Here is a 17,723-nt window from a genome sequence, read left to right as displayed (position 1 = left end):
AGGGGGGACCCTGTGGGAGAGTAGGACGCCGCCGAACAATTTTTAGCCTCAACCCCCGGACCTTGTCCGGGGGTTGAGGCATTTTTGCGTTCAGGAGAGGTCGGTCGACCCCTGTGCATCCGGGTGTCGTGGCTGAGGGTAAGGTCAGGGGGCATCATTGGCACGTTCGCACAGGAGGCCCCCGGGTGGAGGTCCAGGAGACTCGCGTTCAGACGGACCGGGTCCTCACCATCCCCAACATCCTGAGCATGGCTCGGCTGGTGGGTGTGCCGCTCTTCCTGTGGCTGATTCTCCGCCCTGTGTTCGGCGGTCCCAACAGCGATGGCTGGGCTCTGCTCGTCCTGATGCTCAGTGGCGTCAGCGACTATCTCGACGGCAAGCTCGCACGGCGCTGGAACCAGATCAGCAGCCTCGGCCGGCTGCTCGACCCGGCCGCCGACCGGCTCTACATCGTTTCCACCCTCATCGGGCTGACCTGGCGCGAGATCCTGCCGCTCTGGCTGACCGTCGCCCTTTTCGCCCGCGAGCTGATGTTGCTGGTCATGGTGGGAATCCTCCGCCGGCACGGGTATCCGCCGCCGCAGGTGAACTTCCTGGGTAAAGCTGCGACTTTCAACTTGATGTACGCGTTCCCCTTGCTGCTGCTCAGTGACGGAACGGGCTGGCTTTCGTCACTCGCCGAAGTTTTCGGGTGGGCCTTCGCCGGATGGGGTACAACTCTGTATTGGTGGGCAGGGATCCTCTACGTGGTCCAGGTCCGTCGACTCGTGAAGGCGGATACCGCGGCCGATTGAGCCCGTCAGTCCTGTGCCGTGCAGCGTCGCCGGTACGAACGAGGACGCCCGAGGCCTACCGAGCGGACAGGGTGAAGTCGGCAGGACCGTCGTCTCTTCAAGGAGGACGCTTCCGACATGAAGGCCGTCGTGATGGCCGGTGGCGAAGGAACCCGACTTCGCCCCATGACCTCGAGCATGCCCAAGCCTCTCCTGCCGGTGGCAAACCGGCCGATCATGGAGCATGTCCTTCGACTGCTCAAGAGGCACGGTCTCACCGAGACCGTCGTGACCGTGCAGTTTCTCGCCTCACTGGTCAGGAACTACTTCGGTGACGGCGAAGAGCTCGGAATGGAGCTCACGTATGCCAACGAGGAGAAACCGCTCGGCACCGCGGGGAGTGTGAAGAACGCCGAGGAGGCGTTGAAGGACGACGCCTTCGTCGTCATCTCGGGGGACGCGCTCACCGACTTCGACCTGACCGATCTGATCGCCTTCCACAAGGAGAAGGGCGCCCTGGTCACCGTCTGTCTGACCCGTGTGCCGAATCCGCTGGAATTCGGCATCACGATCGTGGACGAGGAGGGGAAGGTCGAGCGGTTCCTGGAGAAACCGACCTGGGGACAGGTCTTCTCGGACACCGTGAACACGGGCATCTACGTCATGGAGCCCGAAGTCTTCGACTACGTCCAGGCCGATGTCTCGGTGGACTGGTCGGGTGATGTCTTCCCTCAGCTCATGAAGGAGGGCAAGCCGATTTACGGCTATGTCGCCGAGGGCTACTGGGAGGACGTCGGTACCCACGAGAGCTACGTGAAGGCGCAGGCCGACGTGCTCGAGGGCAAGGTCCAGGTCGACATCGACGGCTTCGAGATCTCGCCCGGCGTGTGGGTCGCCGAAGGTGCCGAGGTGCACCCCGAGGCCGTGCTGCGCGGGCCGCTGTACATCGGCGACTACGCGAAGGTCGAGGCCGGCGCGGAGGTGCGTGAGCACACCGTCATCGGGTCGAACGTCGTCGTCAAGAGTGGCGCGTTCCTGCACAAGGCCGTCATCCACGACAACGTCTACATCGGGCAGCAGAGCAATCTCCGCGGCTGTGTCATCGGGAAGAACACCGACATCATGCGGGCGGCCCGGATCGAGGACGGGGCTGTCATCGGGGACGAGTGCCTGGTCGGTGAGGAATCGATCGTTCAGGGCAACGTCCGGGTCTATCCGTTCAAGACCATCGAGGCCGGCGCGTTCGTCAATACCTCCGTCATCTGGGAGTCGCGCGGTCAGGCCCATCTCTTCGGGGCGCGCGGGGTCTCCGGAATCCTCAATGTGGAGATCACGCCCGAGCTGGCGGTCAGGCTCGCGGGCGCGTACGCCACGACGCTGAAGAAGGGCGCGACGGTCACCACCGCGCGTGACCACTCCCGAGGCGCCCGTGCGCTGAAGCGGGCCGTGATCTCGGCGCTCCAGGCCAGTGCCATCGACGTACGCGACCTGGAGAACGTGCCCCTGCCGGTCGCGCGGCAGCAGACCGCCCGAGGAAGCGCGGGCGGGATCATGCTGCGGACCTCGCCCGGTGTGCCGGACTCCGTGGACATCATGTTCTTCGACGAGCGGGGAGCGGACCTCTCGCAGGCCGGGCAGCGCAAGCTGGACCGGGTCTTCGCACGTCAGGAGTACCGGCGGGCGTTCCCCGGCGAGATCGGAGACCTCTCCTTCCCGGCGAGCGTCTTCGACTCGTACACGGGCTCCCTGCTGCGGAATGTCGATACGTCCGGGATCGCCGAGGCGGGCCTCAAGGTGGTCGTGGACGCGTCCAACGGCAGTGCCGGGCTCGTTCTGCCGAGCCTTCTCGGCCGGCTCCAGGTGGACTCGCTGGTGATCAACCCGGGACTCGACGAGTCACGGCCGACGGAGTCGGCGGAGACCCGGCGGGCCGGGCTCGTACGGCTCGGGGAGATAGTCGCCTCGGCGCGGGCCGCGTTCGGGGTGCGGTTCGACCCGGTGGGCGAGCGGCTGTCGCTCGTCGACGAGCGGGGCCGGATCATCGAGGACGACCGCTCGCTCCTGGTCATGCTCGACCTGGTGGCCGCCGAGCGGCGCTCGGGGCGGGTGGCGCTGCCCGTGACGACCACACGGATCGCCGAGCAGGTCGCCGCGTACCACGGCACGCAGGTGGAGTGGACGACGACCTCGCCCGACGATCTGACCAGGGTCGGGCGTGAGGAGTCGACGATCTTCGGTGGCGACGGTCGCGGTGGATTCATCATTCCCGAGTTCAGCAGCGTCTTCGACGGTGCCGCCGCGTTCGTCAGGCTCATCGGTCTGGTCGCGCGGACGCAGCTCACCCTGAGCCAGATCGACGCCCGTATTCCGCGGGCGCATGTCCTGAAGCGGGATGTCGCGACGCCGTGGGCCGTGAAGGGGCTCGTGATGCGGCGGGTGGTGGAGGCGGCCGGCGAGCGGTCCGTGGACACCACCGACGGTGTTCGGGTCGTGGAGGCCGACGGGCGGTGGGTGATGGTGCTGCCCGACCCGGCCGAGGCCGTCACCCATCTGTGGGCCGAGGGGCCCGACGACAGCTCCGCCCAGGCGCTGCTCGACGAGTGGTCGAACGTGGTCGACAGCGCAGGTCACTGAAGCACAGGGACGGGTGAGCCGGGTGGTGTCCGTCGGACGCCGCCCGGCTCCTCGGTGGGGCCATTCGGCGGTAGCAGCCCCGACGTGCGACGATGTGCGGCATGTCGCAGCAGCCCCCCGTTCGGAGCACCGGAACACCACCGCCGCGTCCGGACGCGTCCATGTCGCTGCTGAACAATGTGATGGACCACGCGCTCGACGACGGCTACGCCGAGGCCTCGGCCCGGCGCGCCGCCGAGGGCGGCGGACTTCCCCGTACGCTCCGGGCCAAGCTGGGCCTCGCGGCGGGGCTCGTGCTGGCTGCCGCCGTGGTGACCGTGGGTGCGGCCGAGGCGCGGATCTCCGCCCCGGTCGTCGCCAAGGAGCGGCAGGAGCTCATCGACCGGATCGAGGCGGAGACCTCGGCGGCCGAGGAGCTGGAGCAGGACGTCGAGAAGATCCGCGCCGAGGTGGGCGAGCGGCAGCGCAAGGCGCTCGAGCAGCACGGCGGTGACCAGGCCGAGCTGGTCGCCCTGCTCTCGGGCGCGACCCCGGTGCACGGGCCTGGCGTGAAGCTCGTGGTCGACGACGCCAAGGGCACCGAGGGCGACGGCGGGGGTCCCCGCGAGAACAGCGGGTTCACCGACACCGGCCGGGTGCAGGACCGCGACATGCAGCGGGTCGTCAACGGCCTCTGGGAGTCGGGGGCCGAGGCCGTCTCGATCAACGGCCAGCGGCTGACGTCGCTGTCCGCGATCCGGGCCGCGGGCGACGCCATACTGGTCGACAACAAGCCGCTGGTGCCGCCGTACACCGTACTCGCGGTGGGGGACGGGAAGCGGCTGAGCACCGCGTTCCAGGACAGCGCCGACGGGCAGTATCTGCACGCGCTGCAGGAGAACTTCGGGATCCGCACCAGTATCTCGGCCGAGGCGGAGGTACGTCTGCCGGCCGCGCCGAGCCTGATCGTACGTACAGCAGAGCCGAGGGGAGCCGGGGCGGCCAAGGCCACCGGGCAGGCCACGGCCGACACAGGGAAGGGCACATCTTGATCGCCGTACTGGGCCTGATCGTGGGAGTCGTGGTCGGACTGTTGGTCCGTCCCGAGGTTCCGGCGGTGGTCGAGCCCTATCTTCCGATCGCTGTGGTCGCCGCCCTCGACGCGGTCTTCGGCGGGCTGCGAGCCATGCTCGACGGGATCTTCGTCGACAAGGTCTTCGTGGTCTCCTTCCTGTCGAACGTGGTGGTGGCGGCGCTGATCGTCTTCCTCGGCGACAAGCTGGGCGTCGGCGCGCAGCTGTCGACGGGTGTGGTCGTCGTGCTCGGCATCCGGATCTTCTCCAACGCGGCCGCCATCCGGCGGCATGTCTTCCGGGCGTGACACCGATGAGCAACGACGTGAATCCGGGAACCCCCGAGAACCCCGACGAGGACCGGCCGAAGCCGACGGAGCCGTCCGTTCCCGCCGCCGAGCCCGAGACGCAGCCGGCCGCCCCGGAGCAGACCGGGCGGCAGCGGCTGGCCGCCGGGCTGTGGCCGCCGCGGGTGAGCCGGGCCCAACTCATCGTCGCCCTGCTGCTGTTCGTCCTCGGCCTGGGTCTGGCCATCCAGGTCCGTTCCACGAGTGACAACAGCGCGCTGCGCGGTGCGCGCCAGGAGGACCTGGTCCGCATCCTCGACGAGCTCGACGACCGCTCGCAGCGGCTCGAGGACGAGAAGGCGCGGCTCGAGACCCAGCGCTCGGAGCTGGAGTCGAGCTCGGACCAGGCCGAGGAGGCGCGCAAGCAGACCCAGGAGAAGGAGCAGCAGCTCGGGATCCTGGCCGGAACCGTCGCCGCGGAGGGTCCCGGCATCACGCTCACCATTCGCGGTGCCGCCGAGGCGGTCGAGTCGGACAAGCTGCTCGACGCGACCCAGGAGCTGCGTGCCGCCGGCGCCGAGGCGATCCAGATCAACGATGTACGGGTCGTCGCTGACAGCTACTTCACAGGAAGTGGCGCCGACATGGAGATCGATGGAACGAAGGTGACCGCTCCGTACGTCTTCAAGGTCATCGGCAAGCCCGAGGATCTCGAGCCCGCGCTCAACATCCCCGGTGGAGTCGTGCAGACGCTGGAGAAGGAGCAGGCCACCGCGACCGTGGCCCGGTCCCAGAAGATCGTCGTGGATGCCTTGCGACCTGCGAATCGGCCTGACTACGCTCAGTCGTCCTCGCAGTGAGGCGGGGGCACATGGCAGCCGCGCGACATGGGGATGGCGTTGCGGGGGGTCGCCGCACCACAAGGGTGGTGCGTGGTGGAAACTGTCGGGTGGATACGGACGTTGTGAGGATGTCCGGGTCGGCAGGTGTGTTCATTCAGGGTTCGTCCTGCCCCACGGGCGGGTCTGTTTCGGTCAAGGGGAATCGCCCGTGAGTTTTTTTGCGAAGTTGTTCGGCAAGAGCGCACGCGAGGACGGCGGCAACGCCAAGCACCGCGCGCCGCGCCACGCCCAGAGCGAGGAGGAGCAGGGCGGCGAGCGCCCGCTCTTCCGTGACGAGGTCGGCGGCGAGGGCGCGTCGTCTGTTGACCCTGCCGGTGCCGGGCGCATAGGTTTCGGAGAACCATCAACCTCAAGTACGGGTGGAGGGTTCACGCCCGACCCGTACGCGACCCAGACCTCCGCGGGTCAGCCGCGGCGGGAGGACGCGTCCATGCCGGTGTGTACGAGGTGCGGTCACCGCAATGCCGCGGACAGCCGTTTCTGCTCCCACTGCGGCACGCCGCTGCGGGGCGGGGCGAGCGTGGAGCGCCCGTCCGAGACGACGTCGACGATCTCGATCTCCGGCCTCGAGGCGTACGACGCCGAGGTCACCGGTCAGACGCAGCTGCCGAGCCTGTCGCCCGAGGCGCTGGCGGCCGTCGAGGCGCTGCCGGCCGGATCTGCGCTCCTGGTGGTGCGCCGGGGACCGAACTCGGGCAGCCGCTTCCTGCTGGACAGCGAGCTGACCACGGCCGGCCGTCACCCGCAGAGCGACATCTTCCTCGACGACGTCACCGTGTCGCGGCGCCACGTGGAGTTCCGGCGGGCGCAGGACGGCAGCTTCACCGTGGCCGATGTCGGCAGCCTCAACGGTACGTACGTGAACCGTGAGCCGATCGACTCGGTGGTTCTGTCCGCGGGCGACGAGGTGCAGATCGGCAAGTACCGGCTGGTCTTCTACTCGAGCCAGCGAGGCGTGTGACGCCTCGGGAACTCTTCAGGGAAGGTCCATGTTGCGAACTCCGACGGGCGGTGCCGGTCACGGCGCCGCCACCGCGGGCGACCGGCTGGTCAGCATCGGGACGGTGCTGAACCAGCTGCGCGACGAGTTTCCCGAAGTGACCATCTCGAAGATCCGGTTCCTGGAGGCCGAGGGGCTCGTCGAGCCCCGGCGGACGGCCTCCGGGTACCGGAAGTTCAGCCCCCAGGACGTGGAGCGGCTCGCCCAGATCCTGCGGATGCAGCGCGATCACTATCTTCCGCTGAAGGTCATCCGGGAGCATCTCGACGCCCTCGCCCGGGGCGAGCAGGTCAGGCTTCCTTCCCCCAGCCCCCAGCGGGACCTGCTGGACGGTGCGTGGGACGTGGACGGTGACCGGCCGACCGCCGCGCGGGTGGGGCGGGCCGAGCTGCTGGCGGCCGCCGAGGTCACCGAGGAGGAGCTCGTGGAGTGGGAGTCGTACGGACTCCTCGTTCCCGGGCCCGAGGGCGGCTACGACGCCGAGGCGGTGACCGTGGCCAGGCTTGTCGCGGATCTGGGGAGATTCGGTCTTGAACCTCGGCACCTTCGGGCAGTGAAAGCGGCCGCCGATCGGGAGGCGGGGCTCGTCGAGCAGATGGTGGCGCCGCTGCGCCGGCACCGTAATCCGCAGACCAGAGCCCATGCGGAGGCCACCGCGAAGGAGCTCGCCGGGCTCTCCGTACGGCTGCACGCGGCACTGGTCCAGACCGCGCTGGGGCTCCGGTTGCCGTGATCTTGTGGGGGCCCGACTACCCAAACCGGTCGGGCACGTCCTAGGGTTGCTGTGTGAACGAGCTCGACGTTGTGGGTGTCCGGGTGGAAATGCCCTCCAACCAACCGATCGTGCTCCTGCGTGAAGTGGGAGGCGATCGGTACCTCCCCATCTGGATCGGACCGGGGGAGGCGACCGCGATCGCCTTCGCCCAGCAGGGCATGGCCCCTGCCAGGCCGCTGACGCACGACCTCTTCAAGGATGTCCTTGAGGCGGTGGGCCAGGAGCTCACCGAGGTCCGCATCACCGATCTCCGTGAAGGTGTCTTCTACGCGGAGCTGGTCTTCGCCAGCGGCGTCGAGGTGAGCGCCAGGCCGTCCGACGCGATAGCGCTGGCCCTGCGCACCGGGACGCCGATCTTCGGCAGTGACGGCGTGCTCGACGACGCCGGTATCGCGATTCCGGACGAGCAGGAGGACGAGGTGGAGAAGTTCCGCGAGTTCCTCGACCAGATCTCCCCCGAGGACTTCGGGTCCAGCAGTCAGTAGAGGGTGGCGCCGGCTCTCGTGTGGGCGAGTCCGGTGGGGCCGACTCTGGTGTGGCTGGCTCTGGAGTGGGCCGGGCCGGTCTGGTTTTGGCCTGCGGGGCTGGTTTTGGCCGTCGTGTGCGGGGCACCATCAGCGCATTCGGAGACCCTTTCCCCGGAGAGGGGCACGCGAAACCACTCTCAGGGTGATTATCACTCGGCGTGCCGAGTGTGGCGATCGTTGACGCACCCCTAGTGACTGCCTACCTTCGTGTGGGCAGGTCAAGGACGGAGGGTCGGCGTGATGAGCAGCGGCGACGGTACGGCAGGGGGCTCCCTCGGGCGCGCGTCCGAGGAAAGCGGTCCGTATCCGCTTCACGGCAGTCCCGCGGTGGGCGCTTCGGCCGGTACGGACACGGTGGGGTACCGGGGGCCGACCGCGTGTGCGGCGGCGGGGATCACCTACCGCCAGTTGGACTATTGGGCGCGCACCGGGCTCGTCGAGCCGAGCGTGCGGCCCGCGTACGGATCCGGGACGCAGCGGCTCTACAGCTTCCGTGACGTCGTGGTCCTCAAGATCGTCAAGCGTTTCCTGGACACCGGGGTCGCGCTGCAGAACATCCGGGCGGCCGTCCAACACCTGCGGGCCCGCGGCTTCCGCGATCTGGAGCGGATGACGCTGATGAGCGACGGGGCGACGGTGTACGAGTGCTCGTCGCCGGACGAGGTCGTGGACCTGCTCCAGGGCGGTCAGGGCGTCTTCGGGATCGCCGTGGGCGTGGTCTGGCGGGATGTCGAGGCGGCGCTGTCGCAGCTGCACGGGGAGCGGATCGACACGGGGGAGACCCTCATCGGGCACAACCCGGGTGACGAGCTTGCCCGGAGGCGGCGCGACCGGGCGGTTTGAGCGGGGGGCTGCGCTCCGGGCGGTCTGAGCGCCGAGGCTCGGGTCTGAGTACCGGGATCAGGGGCTGAGCGCCGGGACTGGGGTTTGAGCGCCGAGGTTGGGGCTTGTGGCGCGCGTCCGTACGGGAGTGCGGGTCGATTGTCAGTGGCGTGGGGCAGCATCGGAGTGTGAGAACCGCGCCGACGATTCTGCATCTCGACATGGATGCCTTCTTCGCCGCCGCCGAGCAGGCGGCCAAGCCGAGTCTGCGCGGAAAGCCGGTGGTCGTCGGCGGTCTCGGCCCGCGTGGGGTCGTGGCCACGGCCTCGTACGAGGCACGGCGGTTCGGCGTCCACTCGGCGATGCCGATGGCGCAGGCGCGGAGGCTCGCGCCGAACGCCGCGTATCTCGTGCCGCGCTTCGGCTTCTATCGTGCGATCAGCGAGCAGGTCATGGAGCTGCTCGGGCGGCTCTCGCCGCTCGTGGAGCCGCTGAGCCTGGACGAGGCCTTCGTGGACCTCGAGGCCGGGGGTGTGGCCGACGACAGCGGAACCGCGCGGGAGGCCGGTGAGCGGCTACGCAGGGACATTCTCGCCACCACGGGGCTGACGGGGTCGGTGGGGCTCGCGGGGTCGAAGATGCTCGCCAAGATCGCCTCCGAGGAGGCCAAGCCGGACGGCCTGGTGCTCATAGAGCCCGGGACCGAGCGGGAACTGCTCGGGCCCAAGTCGGTGCGGATCCTGCCGGGGGTCGGGCCGGCCACGGGGGAGCATCTGCGGCGGGCCGGGATGACCACGGTGTCGGACCTCGCGGACGCGGGTGAGGACGAGCTAGTACGGCTGCTCGGGCGGGCGCACGGGGCCTCGCTGTACCGCATGGCCCAGGGGTACGACGATCGGCCCGTGGTGGCCGAGCGGGACGCGAAGTCCGTGTCGGTCGAGGACACCTTCGACGTGGACCTGCACGACCGGGTGCGGATCCGGATCGAGGTGGAGCGGCTGGCCGAGCGCTGCGTGGGGAGGCTGCGGGCCTCGGGGCACTCGGGGCGGACGATCGTGCTGAAGGTGCGGCGCTTCGACTTCTCGACGCTCACGCGCTCGGAGACCTTGCGGGGGCCCACGGACGACTCGTTGGTGGTGCGGGAGGCGGCGGGGCGGCTGCTGGAGGGGGTGGACACGACGGGTGGGGTGCGGTTGTTGGGGGTGGGGGTGAGTGGGCTTGCGGACTACACGCAGGAGGATTTGTTCGCGCAGGCGGCGGAGGCGGAGGCGGCGGAGGGGGTGCGGGACGGCGGGGGTGTGGCCGAGGAGGTGCCTGTGGGGGAGGGCGCTCCTCAGGCGGAGGAACCTGCTGCCGCCGCTGCTGCCGCCGAGCGGAGGTGGGCGCCCGGGCACGACGTACGGCATGCCGTGTACGGGGCCGGGTGGGTGCAGGGGAGCGGGGTGGGGCGGGTCACCGTGCGCTTCGAGGAGCCGGGGTCGGCGCCGGGGCGGGTGCGGACGTTTCTCGTCGACGATCCGGAGCTGGAGGCGGGGGAGCCGCTGCCGCTGGTGGGGGGCGGGGCGGGGACGGCGGCGGTCGCCTAGGGGGGTGCGCCCGGCCTCCGGCCGGGCTTGTGTTCCCACCCGCACCACCCGTGCGGGTGGGAGGGCAGAGGTGCGGGTCTGCCTGTGGGGGTTGCGCGCCGTCGGCGGGCTCGGGAGGTCGGTGGCTGCCCCGCAGGCCCGCGCCGGGACCGGTTGTGCTGGTGAGAGGGCAGAGGTGCGGGTCTGCCTGTGGGTGGCTGCGCGCCGTCGGCGGGCTCGGGGGGTCGGTGGCTCCCCCGCAGGCCCGCGCCGGGAGCGGTTGTGCGGGTGGGAGGGCGGAGGTGGGGGTCTGCCTGTGGGGGGTTGTGCGCCGGCGGGGGGCTCGGGGGGTCGGTGGGCTGGCTGTGGTGCGGGAGGGCGGCAGGGCTATGTGTCGTCCTGGCCTGCCAGGCGGCCGAAGTCGTGGTCTGGGGGTGGTGGGGGTGGGAGGGCCAGGCTGTAGTGGCGGTAGAGCTGGAGTTCTTGTTCCGGGGAGAGGTGGCGGCCCACGCCGAAGTCCGGGGCGTCCTTGATCAGGGCGCGTTCGTACGGGATGTGGAGGCCGTCCTCGACCAGTTCGCTGGGCTCCAGGGGGACGAACGCGTCGCGGCCGAACAGGCCCGTGCGGACCGCGGCCCATTCGGGGACGCCCGTCGCGTCGTCCAGGTACACCTCGTCCACGGTGCCGATCTTGTGCCCGTTGCGGTCGAACGCCTTGCGGCCGATCAGGCTGCGCGGATCGATGTCGGTCTGCACGGTCCCTCCAACTGGTCGCACCTGCTCTGCGAAGGCCTACAAAGAATACGAAAGTGCACATCTGGGATGTCGGCCACTTGAGCGATGGAAGGCGGAACCGCGCTGGTAGGCTGGCTGTGGCTGTCGACCCCGTGCGGGAGAGTCCTCCGGAGAAACCTTTCGGAGGCGCCGAAGGAGCAAATCCTCCCCGGAATCTCTCAGGCACCCGGTACCGCATGGACGAGGTCACTCTGGAAAGCAGAGCGGAGGTCCGACGGCGTCCGCTCTCACCGACGGTGAAAGCCGGCGAGCCCTGGGCATCGCCGGTGAAGCTCTCAGGTTGAGATGACAGAGGGGGAGGCCGTCCGGGCACCCGCGCCGTGGTGTCCCTCGCAGGTCGTGACGACCAGGAGGCCTCCGTACATGACCGCCAACCGCATTTCGCTTTCCGAACTCGAACAGGGCATCCCGTTCGAGCAGCGGCACATCGGGCCCGACGCCGAAGCCCGGGCCAAGATGCTCGCCCAGGTCGGCTACGGCTCCCTCGACGAGCTGACGGCCGCCGCCGTGCCGGACGTGATCAAGAACGCCGAGGCCCTCGGGCTGCCGGCCGCCCGCAGCGAGGCCGAGGTCCTCGCCGAGCTGCGTGAGCTCGCCGATCGCAATCAGGTGCTCGCGCCGATGATCGGGCTCGGTTACTACGGGACCTTCACTCCGCCCGTCATTCTGCGGAATGTCATGGAGAACCCTGCCTGGTACACGGCCTACACGCCGTACCAGCCCGAGATCTCGCAGGGGCGCCTCGAGGCGCTGCTCAACTTCCAGACCATGGTCGCCGACCTCACCGGTCTCCCGACCTCCGGCGCCTCCCTCCTCGACGAGGGCACCGCCGCCGCCGAGGCCATGGCGCTCTCCCGCCGTGTCGGCAAGGTCAAGAACGGGGTCTTCCTCGTCGACGCCGACGCGCTGCCGCAGACCATCGCCGTCATCGAGACCCGCGCCGAGCCGACCGGTGTCGAGGTCGTCGTCGCGGACCTCTCGGCCGGTATCCCGGCCGAGATCGCCGAGCGTGGTGTCTTCGGCGTGCTGATTCAGTACCCCGGTGCCTCCGGCGCTGTGCGTGACATCAAGCCGCTGATCGACGCTGCCCACGAGCTCGGTGCGATCGTCACCGTTGCCGCTGATCTGCTCGCGCTGACGCTGCTCACCTCGCCCGGCTCCCTCGGTGCCGACATCGCCGTCGGTACCACCCAGCGGTTCGGTGTGCCCATGGGGTTCGGCGGCCCGCACGCCGGCTACATGGCCGTCCAGGACAAGCACGCCCGCTCGCTGCCCGGCCGCCTGGTCGGCGTCTCCGTCGACGCCGACGGCAACCGCGCCTACCGCCTGGCCCTGCAGACCCGCGAGCAGCACATCCGCCGCGAGAAGGCCACCAGCAACATCTGCACCGCTCAGGTGCTGCTCGCCGTCATGGCCGGCATGTACGCCGTCTACCACGGGCCCGAGGGCCTCAAGGGGATTGCGCAGCGGACCCACCGGTACGCCTCCGTTCTTGCCGCCGGGCTCACCGCCGGTGGCGTCGAGGTCGTCCACGGCGACTTCTTCGACACCGTCACCGTCCGCGTGCCCGGCAAGGCCGCCGCGGCCGTGGCCGCCGCCCGCGAGGCCGGCGTGAACCTGTACCTCGTCGACGCCGACCACGTGTACGCCTCCTGCGACGAGACCACCGGGCGCGCGCAGATCGCCGCCGTCTGGGCCGCCTTCGGCGTCGACGCCGACATCGAGGCCCTGGACGCCGTCACCGAGGACGCGCTGCCCGCCGGGCTGCTGCGCTCCGACGCGTACCTCACCCACCCGGTCTTCCACGCGCACCGCTCCGAGACGTCGATGCTGCGCTACCTGCGCCGGCTCGCCGACCGCGACTACGCGCTCGACCGCGGCATGATCCCGCTCGGCTCCTGCACCATGAAGCTGAACGCGACCACTGAGATGGAGTCGGTGACCTGGCCCGAGTTCGGGCAGATGCACCCCTTCGCCCCGGTCGAGCAGGCGCAGGGCTACGTCACGCTCATCACCGAGCTGGAGGAGCGCCTCGCCGAGGTCACCGGCTACGACAAGGTGTCGATCCAGCCCAACGCCGGTTCGCAGGGCGAGCTGGCCGGTCTGCTGGCCGTCCGCGCCTACCACCGCGCCAACGGCGACGAGCAGCGCACCGTCTGTCTGATCCCGTCCTCGGCGCACGGCACCAACGCCGCCTCCGCCGTGATGGCCGGCATGAAGGTCGTCGTCGTCAAGACCGCCGACGACGGCGAGGTTGACGTCGCGGACCTGCGCGCCAAGATCGAGCAGTACCGCGACGAGCTGTCCGTGCTGATGATCACCTACCCGTCCACGCACGGTGTGTTCGAGGAGCACGTCGCCGACATCTGCGCCGAGGTCCACGAGGCCGGCGGCCAGGTCTACGTCGACGGCGCCAACCTCAACGCGCTGGTCGGGCTCGCCAAGCCGGGCAAGTTCGGTGGCGATGTGTCGCACCTGAACCTGCACAAGACGTTCTGCATTCCGCACGGTGGTGGCGGTCCTGGCGTCGGGCCCGTCGGTGTGCGTGCGCACCTCGCCCCGTACCTGCCGAACCACCCGCTGCAGCCGACGGCCGGTCCGGAGACGGGCGTCGGCCCGATCTCGGCCGCCCCGTGGGGCTCCGCGGGCATCCTGCCGATCTCGTGGTCGTACGTCCGCCTGATGGGCGGCGAGGGCCTCAAGCGCGCCACGCAGGTGGCCGTCCTCGCGGCGAACTACATCGCCAAGCGCCTTGAGCCGCACTACCCGGTGCTCTACACCGGTCCGGCCGGGCTCGTCGCCCACGAGTGCATCGTCGACCTGCGCCCGCTGTCCAAGGCGACCGGCGTCAGCGTCGACGACATCGCCAAGCGACTGATCGACTACGGCTTCCACGCGCCGACGATGTCGTTCCCGGTGGCCGGCACGCTGATGATCGAGCCGACCGAGTCCGAGGACCTCGCCGAGATCGACCGCTTCTGCGACACGATGATCGCGATCCGCGGCGAGATCGAGAAGGTCGCGTCGGGCGAGTGGCCCGCCGGGGACAACCCGCTGGCCAACGCCCCGCACACGGCCGCCGCGCTCGGTGGCGAGTGGAACCACCCGTACACCCGTGACGAGGCGGTCTTCCCGGCCGGTGTCTCGCCCGCGGACAAGTACTGGCCGCCGGTCCGCCGTATCGACGGCGCGTTCGGCGACCGCAACCTGGTCTGCTCCTGCCCGCCGCTGGACGAGTACGACCACTGACGAGCGAACGACCGCTCGTGACGGCATGAACGCATGAGTCAGGGCCGGTTCGGAGAGTTCTCTCCGGGCCGGCCCTTGCGTGTTCCCTCGTATGGTGTCGTGCCTGACGTTGCCCCGACGTGCCGTCCTGCTGTCAGGCGGCGGTCGTCACGCCGGCCGTCGTCAGCGGGCGGTGCGGGGCGATGATCTGGCCGTCCGGCAGCAGTTCACCGGTGTCCTCGAAGAGCAGGACCCCGTTGCACAGCAGGCTCCAGCCCTGCTCCGGGTGGTGCGCCGTCATGCGGGCCGCCTCCCGGTCGGCGGATTCGGCGGTGGGACAGGCAGGCTGGTGCTGGCACATGGATGGGTTCTTTCGCTGCGTCGTGGTGAGTGAGTGTGTCGTCCTGCGGCTCGGTTCGGTGCTCATGGCCGCCCCCCGTTGTCGGTTCGGTTGGTCCAGTGTTCCCCCACGGACGACGATCCGCAGGTATTTCGCGGCAGCTCTTCCTACTGCATGAAGACGTATCACCCGCGCGGGCGGTTCAGCTCAACTGGGCGGTCTCTTCGGGTGGTTCGGGGTAGTCCTGCTGGGCTAGCCCGTAAGGGGAGGGGGTGTTCGAGGTGGTCGTTCGGCGACAACCCGTCCTCCCGGGGTGCGGGTTCGGGCATGAGGGCGCCCCACGGCCGGCCGGGCCGCGGGGCGTGGTGCGCTTCTCGAGGCCCGCTCAGGCCGGCGCCGGGGTGCCGAACAGCGGCGGGGGCGCCAGCCGCAGGGTGAGCACGGGCAACAGGTCGGCGACCAGGTGCGGCTGGTTCGCCGCGATGCCGGGCGGTGCCGGGGCGAGCGGGATCAGCAGGTCGTCCGGGTCGGGCGAGGACGAGGCCCCGTCGGACTCCGTGTCGCCGTGCAGCCAGAGCGTCAGCATGTACAACTCCGGTACGGACAGCAGCCTCGGCTGGTACGTCGTGGGCAGCGCCTCGGCCTGGAGCAGGGCGCGTTCGGTGGCGGTGACGTAGGGGCCCTCGAAGAAGTGCGAGAAGGACCAGCCGTCGGGGGTGAGCATGGTGTCGGCGGCGGCGACCGCCCGGTCGGTGCCCCGGATCAGGAAGCGCCAGCCGGCCAGCCGCGTGCGCGGCGGCTGCCCGGTCGGGGTGACCTGGTCCCGTACGTCGACGACCTGGTCCCGCACGTCGAGGACGTGGACGGGCAGGGGCAGCTCGGGGCTCAGTGGCCCCTGGGCCGCCCGCAGGGCGGGAGTTCGCGCCTCGCGGACGGCGGTGGGGGAACCGAGGGCCGCGAGGACACTGCGCAGGGCCGGCGCGGGGGCCGGGGAGGGTCGGAGCATGATGGGTCGCCTCTCGCTCAGGAGACACGGTGACGCGTGGGCAGGTACGACGGCGCTGTGGGCTGCCGGGCCGAAGGGGCCATGAAGCCATGGCCGGGTGCCAACACTCTGCCTCGTTCGCGGAGTTTATACGAGACGTGTTCACACGATGTTTCCGCTAGCGGTCGCCGATATTGCGCGCAAGGCCGCATCCGGTCTCGCTACGGAGGCGATTCATCGTATTTATGCCGGGTGCCGGTCGTCTGCCTGCGAGAACTTCACCGGAGCGGACGGCCGGATATCGACCCCATGCTTTCGATGGATATGTTCGCGGAATATGTCCATTGCCGGATGCCGTCGGGACGTGCCGGGCGATTGCTCGTTCCAGCCTATCGTTCAACGAGGGCGCTCCGCAGGCGTTATGGATCAATCGCGTGGGCATCATCGTTCCGTGACACGCGCGGCCGTCGCCGTGGCCGCCCGATCGGGAGGGAAGCTTCCATGGGGGAGAAGGTCGTGGCGGACAGGTTCGACCTGTCCGATCGGCAGCGATACCGCAGGAAGCTCCAGCAGTGCCTGGCGGGTCTTGCGAGGCTCCTGGCGGAGAAGCGGTTCGACCGGCCGAGGAATCTGATGGGCCTGGAGATCGAACTCAATCTCGCGGGTGCCGACGGCATGCCCAGGATGGTGAATGGGGCCGTCCTGGAACGCATCGCGAGCTCGGATTTCCAGACGGAACTGGGAAGATTCAATCTTGAAGTGAACATCGCCCCGCACCGGCTCGGCGGGCGCGTTTTCGATCGGCTCGCGGAGGAACTCACGACCGGCCTCGGATATGCCGATCGCAAGGCCCGTGAAGTCGACGCCGGCGTCCTCATGATCGGAATTCTGCCGACCCTCGCCCAGGACGATCTCGTCTCCGAGAACCTCTCGGCCGTCGACCGGTACACCCTTCTCAACGATCAGATCGTCGCCGCCCGCGGAGAGGACTTCACCCTCGACATCCATGGCGTCGAGCAGTTGACCTGCACGGCCACCTCGATCGTCCCCGAGGCGGCCTGTACGTCGGTGCAGTTGCACCTCCAGGTCACGCCCGGCCGGTTCGCCGCCGTGTGGAACGCGGCGCAGGCCGTGGCGGCGGTCCAGATCGCCGTCGGCGCCAACTCCCCGTTCCTCTTCGGGCGCGAGCTGTGGCGCGAGTCCAGGCCGCCGCTCTTCACCCAGGCCACCGACACCCGGCCGCCCGAGCTCCAGGCCCAAGGGGTGCGGCCCCGCACCTGGTTCGGGGAGCGGTGGGTGGACTCCGCGTACGACCTCTTCGAGGAGAACCTGCGGTACTTCCCCGCCCTGCTGCCGATCTGCGACGAGGAGGACCCGCTCCGCGTCCTGGACCAGGGCGGTGTGCCCCGGCTGCAGGAGCTGGTCCTGCACAACGGGACCGTGTACCGCTGGAACCGGCCCGTGTACGGCTGGGTCGACGGCGTCCCGCATCTGCGCGTGGAGAACCGGGTGCTGCCGGCCGGGCCGACCGTCACCGACGTCGTCGCCAACGCGGCCTTCTACTACGGCCTGGTGCGGGCGCTCGCCGAGGACACCCGGCCGGTCTGGAAGCGGCTGCCCTTCGAGGACGCCGCCGCGAACTTCGACACCGCCTGCCGCCACGGCATCGACGCGGAGCTGCGCTGGCCGCGCCCCGGGCGCTCGGGCGGAGTGGCCGCCGTACCCGCCGTACGGCTCGTCCTCGACGAACTGCTGCCGCTCGCGGCGGCCGGGCTCGACGCGTGGCACGTCGAGCCGGCCGACCGCGACTTCTACCTCGGGGTCATCGAGGAGCGGTGCCGGGCGCGGGTCAACGGGGCGTCCTGGCAGGTCGACACCTTCCACCGGGCGCTCGCCTCCGGCCTGGACCGCGACGCGGCCCTCGCGGCCACGACCCGCCGGTACGCCGAGCTGATGCGGGGCGGCGAGCCGGTGCACCGCTGGCCGGTGGGGGTCGGGTAGCCGGGCGGACGAAGGGGCTGTACCGCCGTCGGAATGG

General features: G+C 69.9%; 15 protein-coding genes and 1 riboswitch. Of the genes, 12 read left to right on the top strand and 3 right to left on the bottom strand.

Annotated features, from left to right (window positions below; all coding sequences use genetic code 11):
- The first annotated feature begins 185 nt into the window (after positions 1-185).
- From ACWCO8_RS10510 to ACWCO8_RS10465, 10 genes are all read left to right on the top strand, one after another.
- Positions 186-794, top strand: coding sequence for a CDP-alcohol phosphatidyltransferase family protein (locus tag ACWCO8_RS10510; protein ID WP_362009541.1), 609 nt, complete (start codon positions 186-188; stop codon positions 792-794).
- Positions 795-911: 117 nt separating this feature from the next.
- On the top strand, positions 912-3,407 hold the full coding sequence (locus ACWCO8_RS10505; RefSeq protein WP_362009544.1) for a mannose-1-phosphate guanyltransferase: 2,496 nt from the start codon (positions 912-914) through the stop codon (positions 3,405-3,407).
- A gap of 101 nt (positions 3,408-3,508) precedes the next feature.
- Complete coding sequence (locus ACWCO8_RS10500; protein WP_362009546.1) at positions 3,509-4,438, top strand: DUF881 domain-containing protein; 930 nt, start codon at positions 3,509-3,511, stop codon at positions 4,436-4,438.
- Entirely contained in the window at positions 4,435-4,767 is a 333-nt protein-coding gene (locus ACWCO8_RS10495) for a small basic family protein (protein WP_015032176.1), read from the top strand. Before ACWCO8_RS10500 ends, ACWCO8_RS10495 begins: the two co-directional genes overlap by 4 nt.
- A 5-nt stretch (positions 4,768-4,772) precedes the next feature.
- A complete protein-coding gene (locus ACWCO8_RS10490; RefSeq protein ID WP_451031904.1) occupies positions 4,773-5,606 on the top strand; it encodes a DUF881 domain-containing protein in 834 nt (277 codons plus the stop codon).
- An 82-nt stretch (positions 5,607-5,688) separates the two neighbouring features.
- Positions 5,689-6,609: an FHA domain-containing protein gene (locus tag ACWCO8_RS10485; RefSeq protein WP_451031935.1), complete on the top strand. Its 921-nt coding sequence runs from the start codon at positions 5,689-5,691 to the stop codon at positions 6,607-6,609.
- Between the two features lie 28 nt (positions 6,610-6,637).
- Positions 6,638-7,381: a transcriptional regulator FtsR gene (gene ftsR / locus ACWCO8_RS10480; RefSeq protein ID WP_362009550.1), complete on the top strand. Its 744-nt coding sequence runs from the start codon at positions 6,638-6,640 to the stop codon at positions 7,379-7,381.
- Positions 7,382-7,434: 53 nt separating this feature from the next.
- Positions 7,435-7,908, top strand: coding sequence for a bifunctional nuclease family protein (locus tag ACWCO8_RS10475; RefSeq protein WP_158985224.1), 474 nt, complete (start codon positions 7,435-7,437; stop codon positions 7,906-7,908).
- Between the two features lie 282 nt (positions 7,909-8,190).
- Entirely contained in the window at positions 8,191-8,793 is a 603-nt protein-coding gene (locus tag ACWCO8_RS10470) for a MerR family transcriptional regulator (protein WP_451031903.1), read from the top strand.
- A gap of 167 nt (positions 8,794-8,960) precedes the next feature.
- Positions 8,961-10,358 carry a DNA polymerase IV gene (locus ACWCO8_RS10465; protein ID WP_451031902.1) on the top strand — a complete coding sequence of 466 codons (1,398 nt, stop codon included), beginning with the start codon at positions 8,961-8,963 and terminating at the stop codon, positions 10,356-10,358.
- Between the two features lie 366 nt (positions 10,359-10,724).
- Here the strand turns inward: ACWCO8_RS10465 and ACWCO8_RS10460 are convergent, their stop codons facing one another.
- Complete coding sequence (locus tag ACWCO8_RS10460; protein ID WP_362009558.1) at positions 10,725-11,093, bottom strand: PRC-barrel domain-containing protein; 369 nt, start codon at positions 11,091-11,093, stop codon at positions 10,725-10,727.
- A 124-nt stretch (positions 11,094-11,217) separates the two neighbouring features.
- Positions 11,218-11,317: riboswitch (glycine riboswitch) on the top strand.
- Between the two features lie 178 nt (positions 11,318-11,495).
- Here ACWCO8_RS10460 and gcvP point away from each other — a divergent pair.
- Positions 11,496-14,381 (top strand): aminomethyl-transferring glycine dehydrogenase, encoded by a 2,886-nt coding sequence (gene gcvP, locus ACWCO8_RS10455; RefSeq protein WP_451031901.1) that lies wholly within the window; start codon positions 11,496-11,498, stop codon positions 14,379-14,381.
- Between the two features lie 133 nt (positions 14,382-14,514).
- Here gcvP and ACWCO8_RS10450 read toward each other — a convergent pair whose 3' ends face one another.
- Both ACWCO8_RS10450 and ACWCO8_RS10445 read right to left on the bottom strand, forming a co-directional pair.
- On the bottom strand, positions 14,515-14,721 hold the full coding sequence (locus tag ACWCO8_RS10450; RefSeq protein WP_362009564.1) for a DUF5999 family protein: 207 nt from the start codon (positions 14,719-14,721) through the stop codon (positions 14,515-14,517).
- A 364-nt stretch (positions 14,722-15,085) separates the two neighbouring features.
- Positions 15,086-15,706 (bottom strand): hypothetical protein, encoded by a 621-nt coding sequence (locus ACWCO8_RS10445; protein ID WP_362009566.1) that lies wholly within the window; start codon positions 15,704-15,706, stop codon positions 15,086-15,088.
- Positions 15,707-16,186: 480 nt separating this feature from the next.
- Here ACWCO8_RS10445 and ACWCO8_RS10440 point away from each other — a divergent pair, with 480 nt between their 5' ends.
- Positions 16,187-17,686 carry a glutamate-cysteine ligase family protein gene (locus tag ACWCO8_RS10440; RefSeq protein ID WP_451031900.1) on the top strand — a complete coding sequence of 500 codons (1,500 nt, stop codon included), beginning with the start codon at positions 16,187-16,189 and terminating at the stop codon, positions 17,684-17,686.
- Positions 17,687-17,723 lie beyond the last annotated feature (37 nt).

The organism is Streptomyces sp. NPDC001927, from assembly GCF_053594455.1.
The sequence above is the reverse complement of the archived record's forward strand: the minus strand, read 5'-3'. Positions and strand labels throughout refer to the sequence as shown.

Coding starts and splice junctions, on each gene's coding strand:
- ACWCO8_RS10505 (WP_362009544.1), top strand. CDS start 912: ATGAAGGCCGTCGTGATGGCCGGTGGCGAAGGAACCCGACTTCGCCCC.
- ACWCO8_RS10500 (WP_362009546.1), top strand. CDS start 3,509: ATGTCGCAGCAGCCCCCCGTTCGGAGCACCGGAACACCACCGCCGCGT.
- ACWCO8_RS10490 (WP_451031904.1), top strand. CDS start 4,773: ATGAGCAACGACGTGAATCCGGGAACCCCCGAGAACCCCGACGAGGAC.
- ftsR (WP_362009550.1), top strand. CDS start 6,638: ATGTTGCGAACTCCGACGGGCGGTGCCGGTCACGGCGCCGCCACCGCG.
- ACWCO8_RS10470 (WP_451031903.1), top strand. CDS start 8,191: ATGAGCAGCGGCGACGGTACGGCAGGGGGCTCCCTCGGGCGCGCGTCC.
- gcvP (WP_451031901.1), top strand. CDS start 11,496: ATGACCGCCAACCGCATTTCGCTTTCCGAACTCGAACAGGGCATCCCG.
- ACWCO8_RS10450 (WP_362009564.1), bottom strand. CDS start 14,721: ATGTGCCAGCACCAGCCTGCCTGTCCCACCGCCGAATCCGCCGACCGG.
- ACWCO8_RS10445 (WP_362009566.1), bottom strand. CDS start 15,706: ATGCTCCGACCCTCCCCGGCCCCCGCGCCGGCCCTGCGCAGTGTCCTC.
- ACWCO8_RS10440 (WP_451031900.1), top strand. CDS start 16,187: ATGGGGGAGAAGGTCGTGGCGGACAGGTTCGACCTGTCCGATCGGCAG.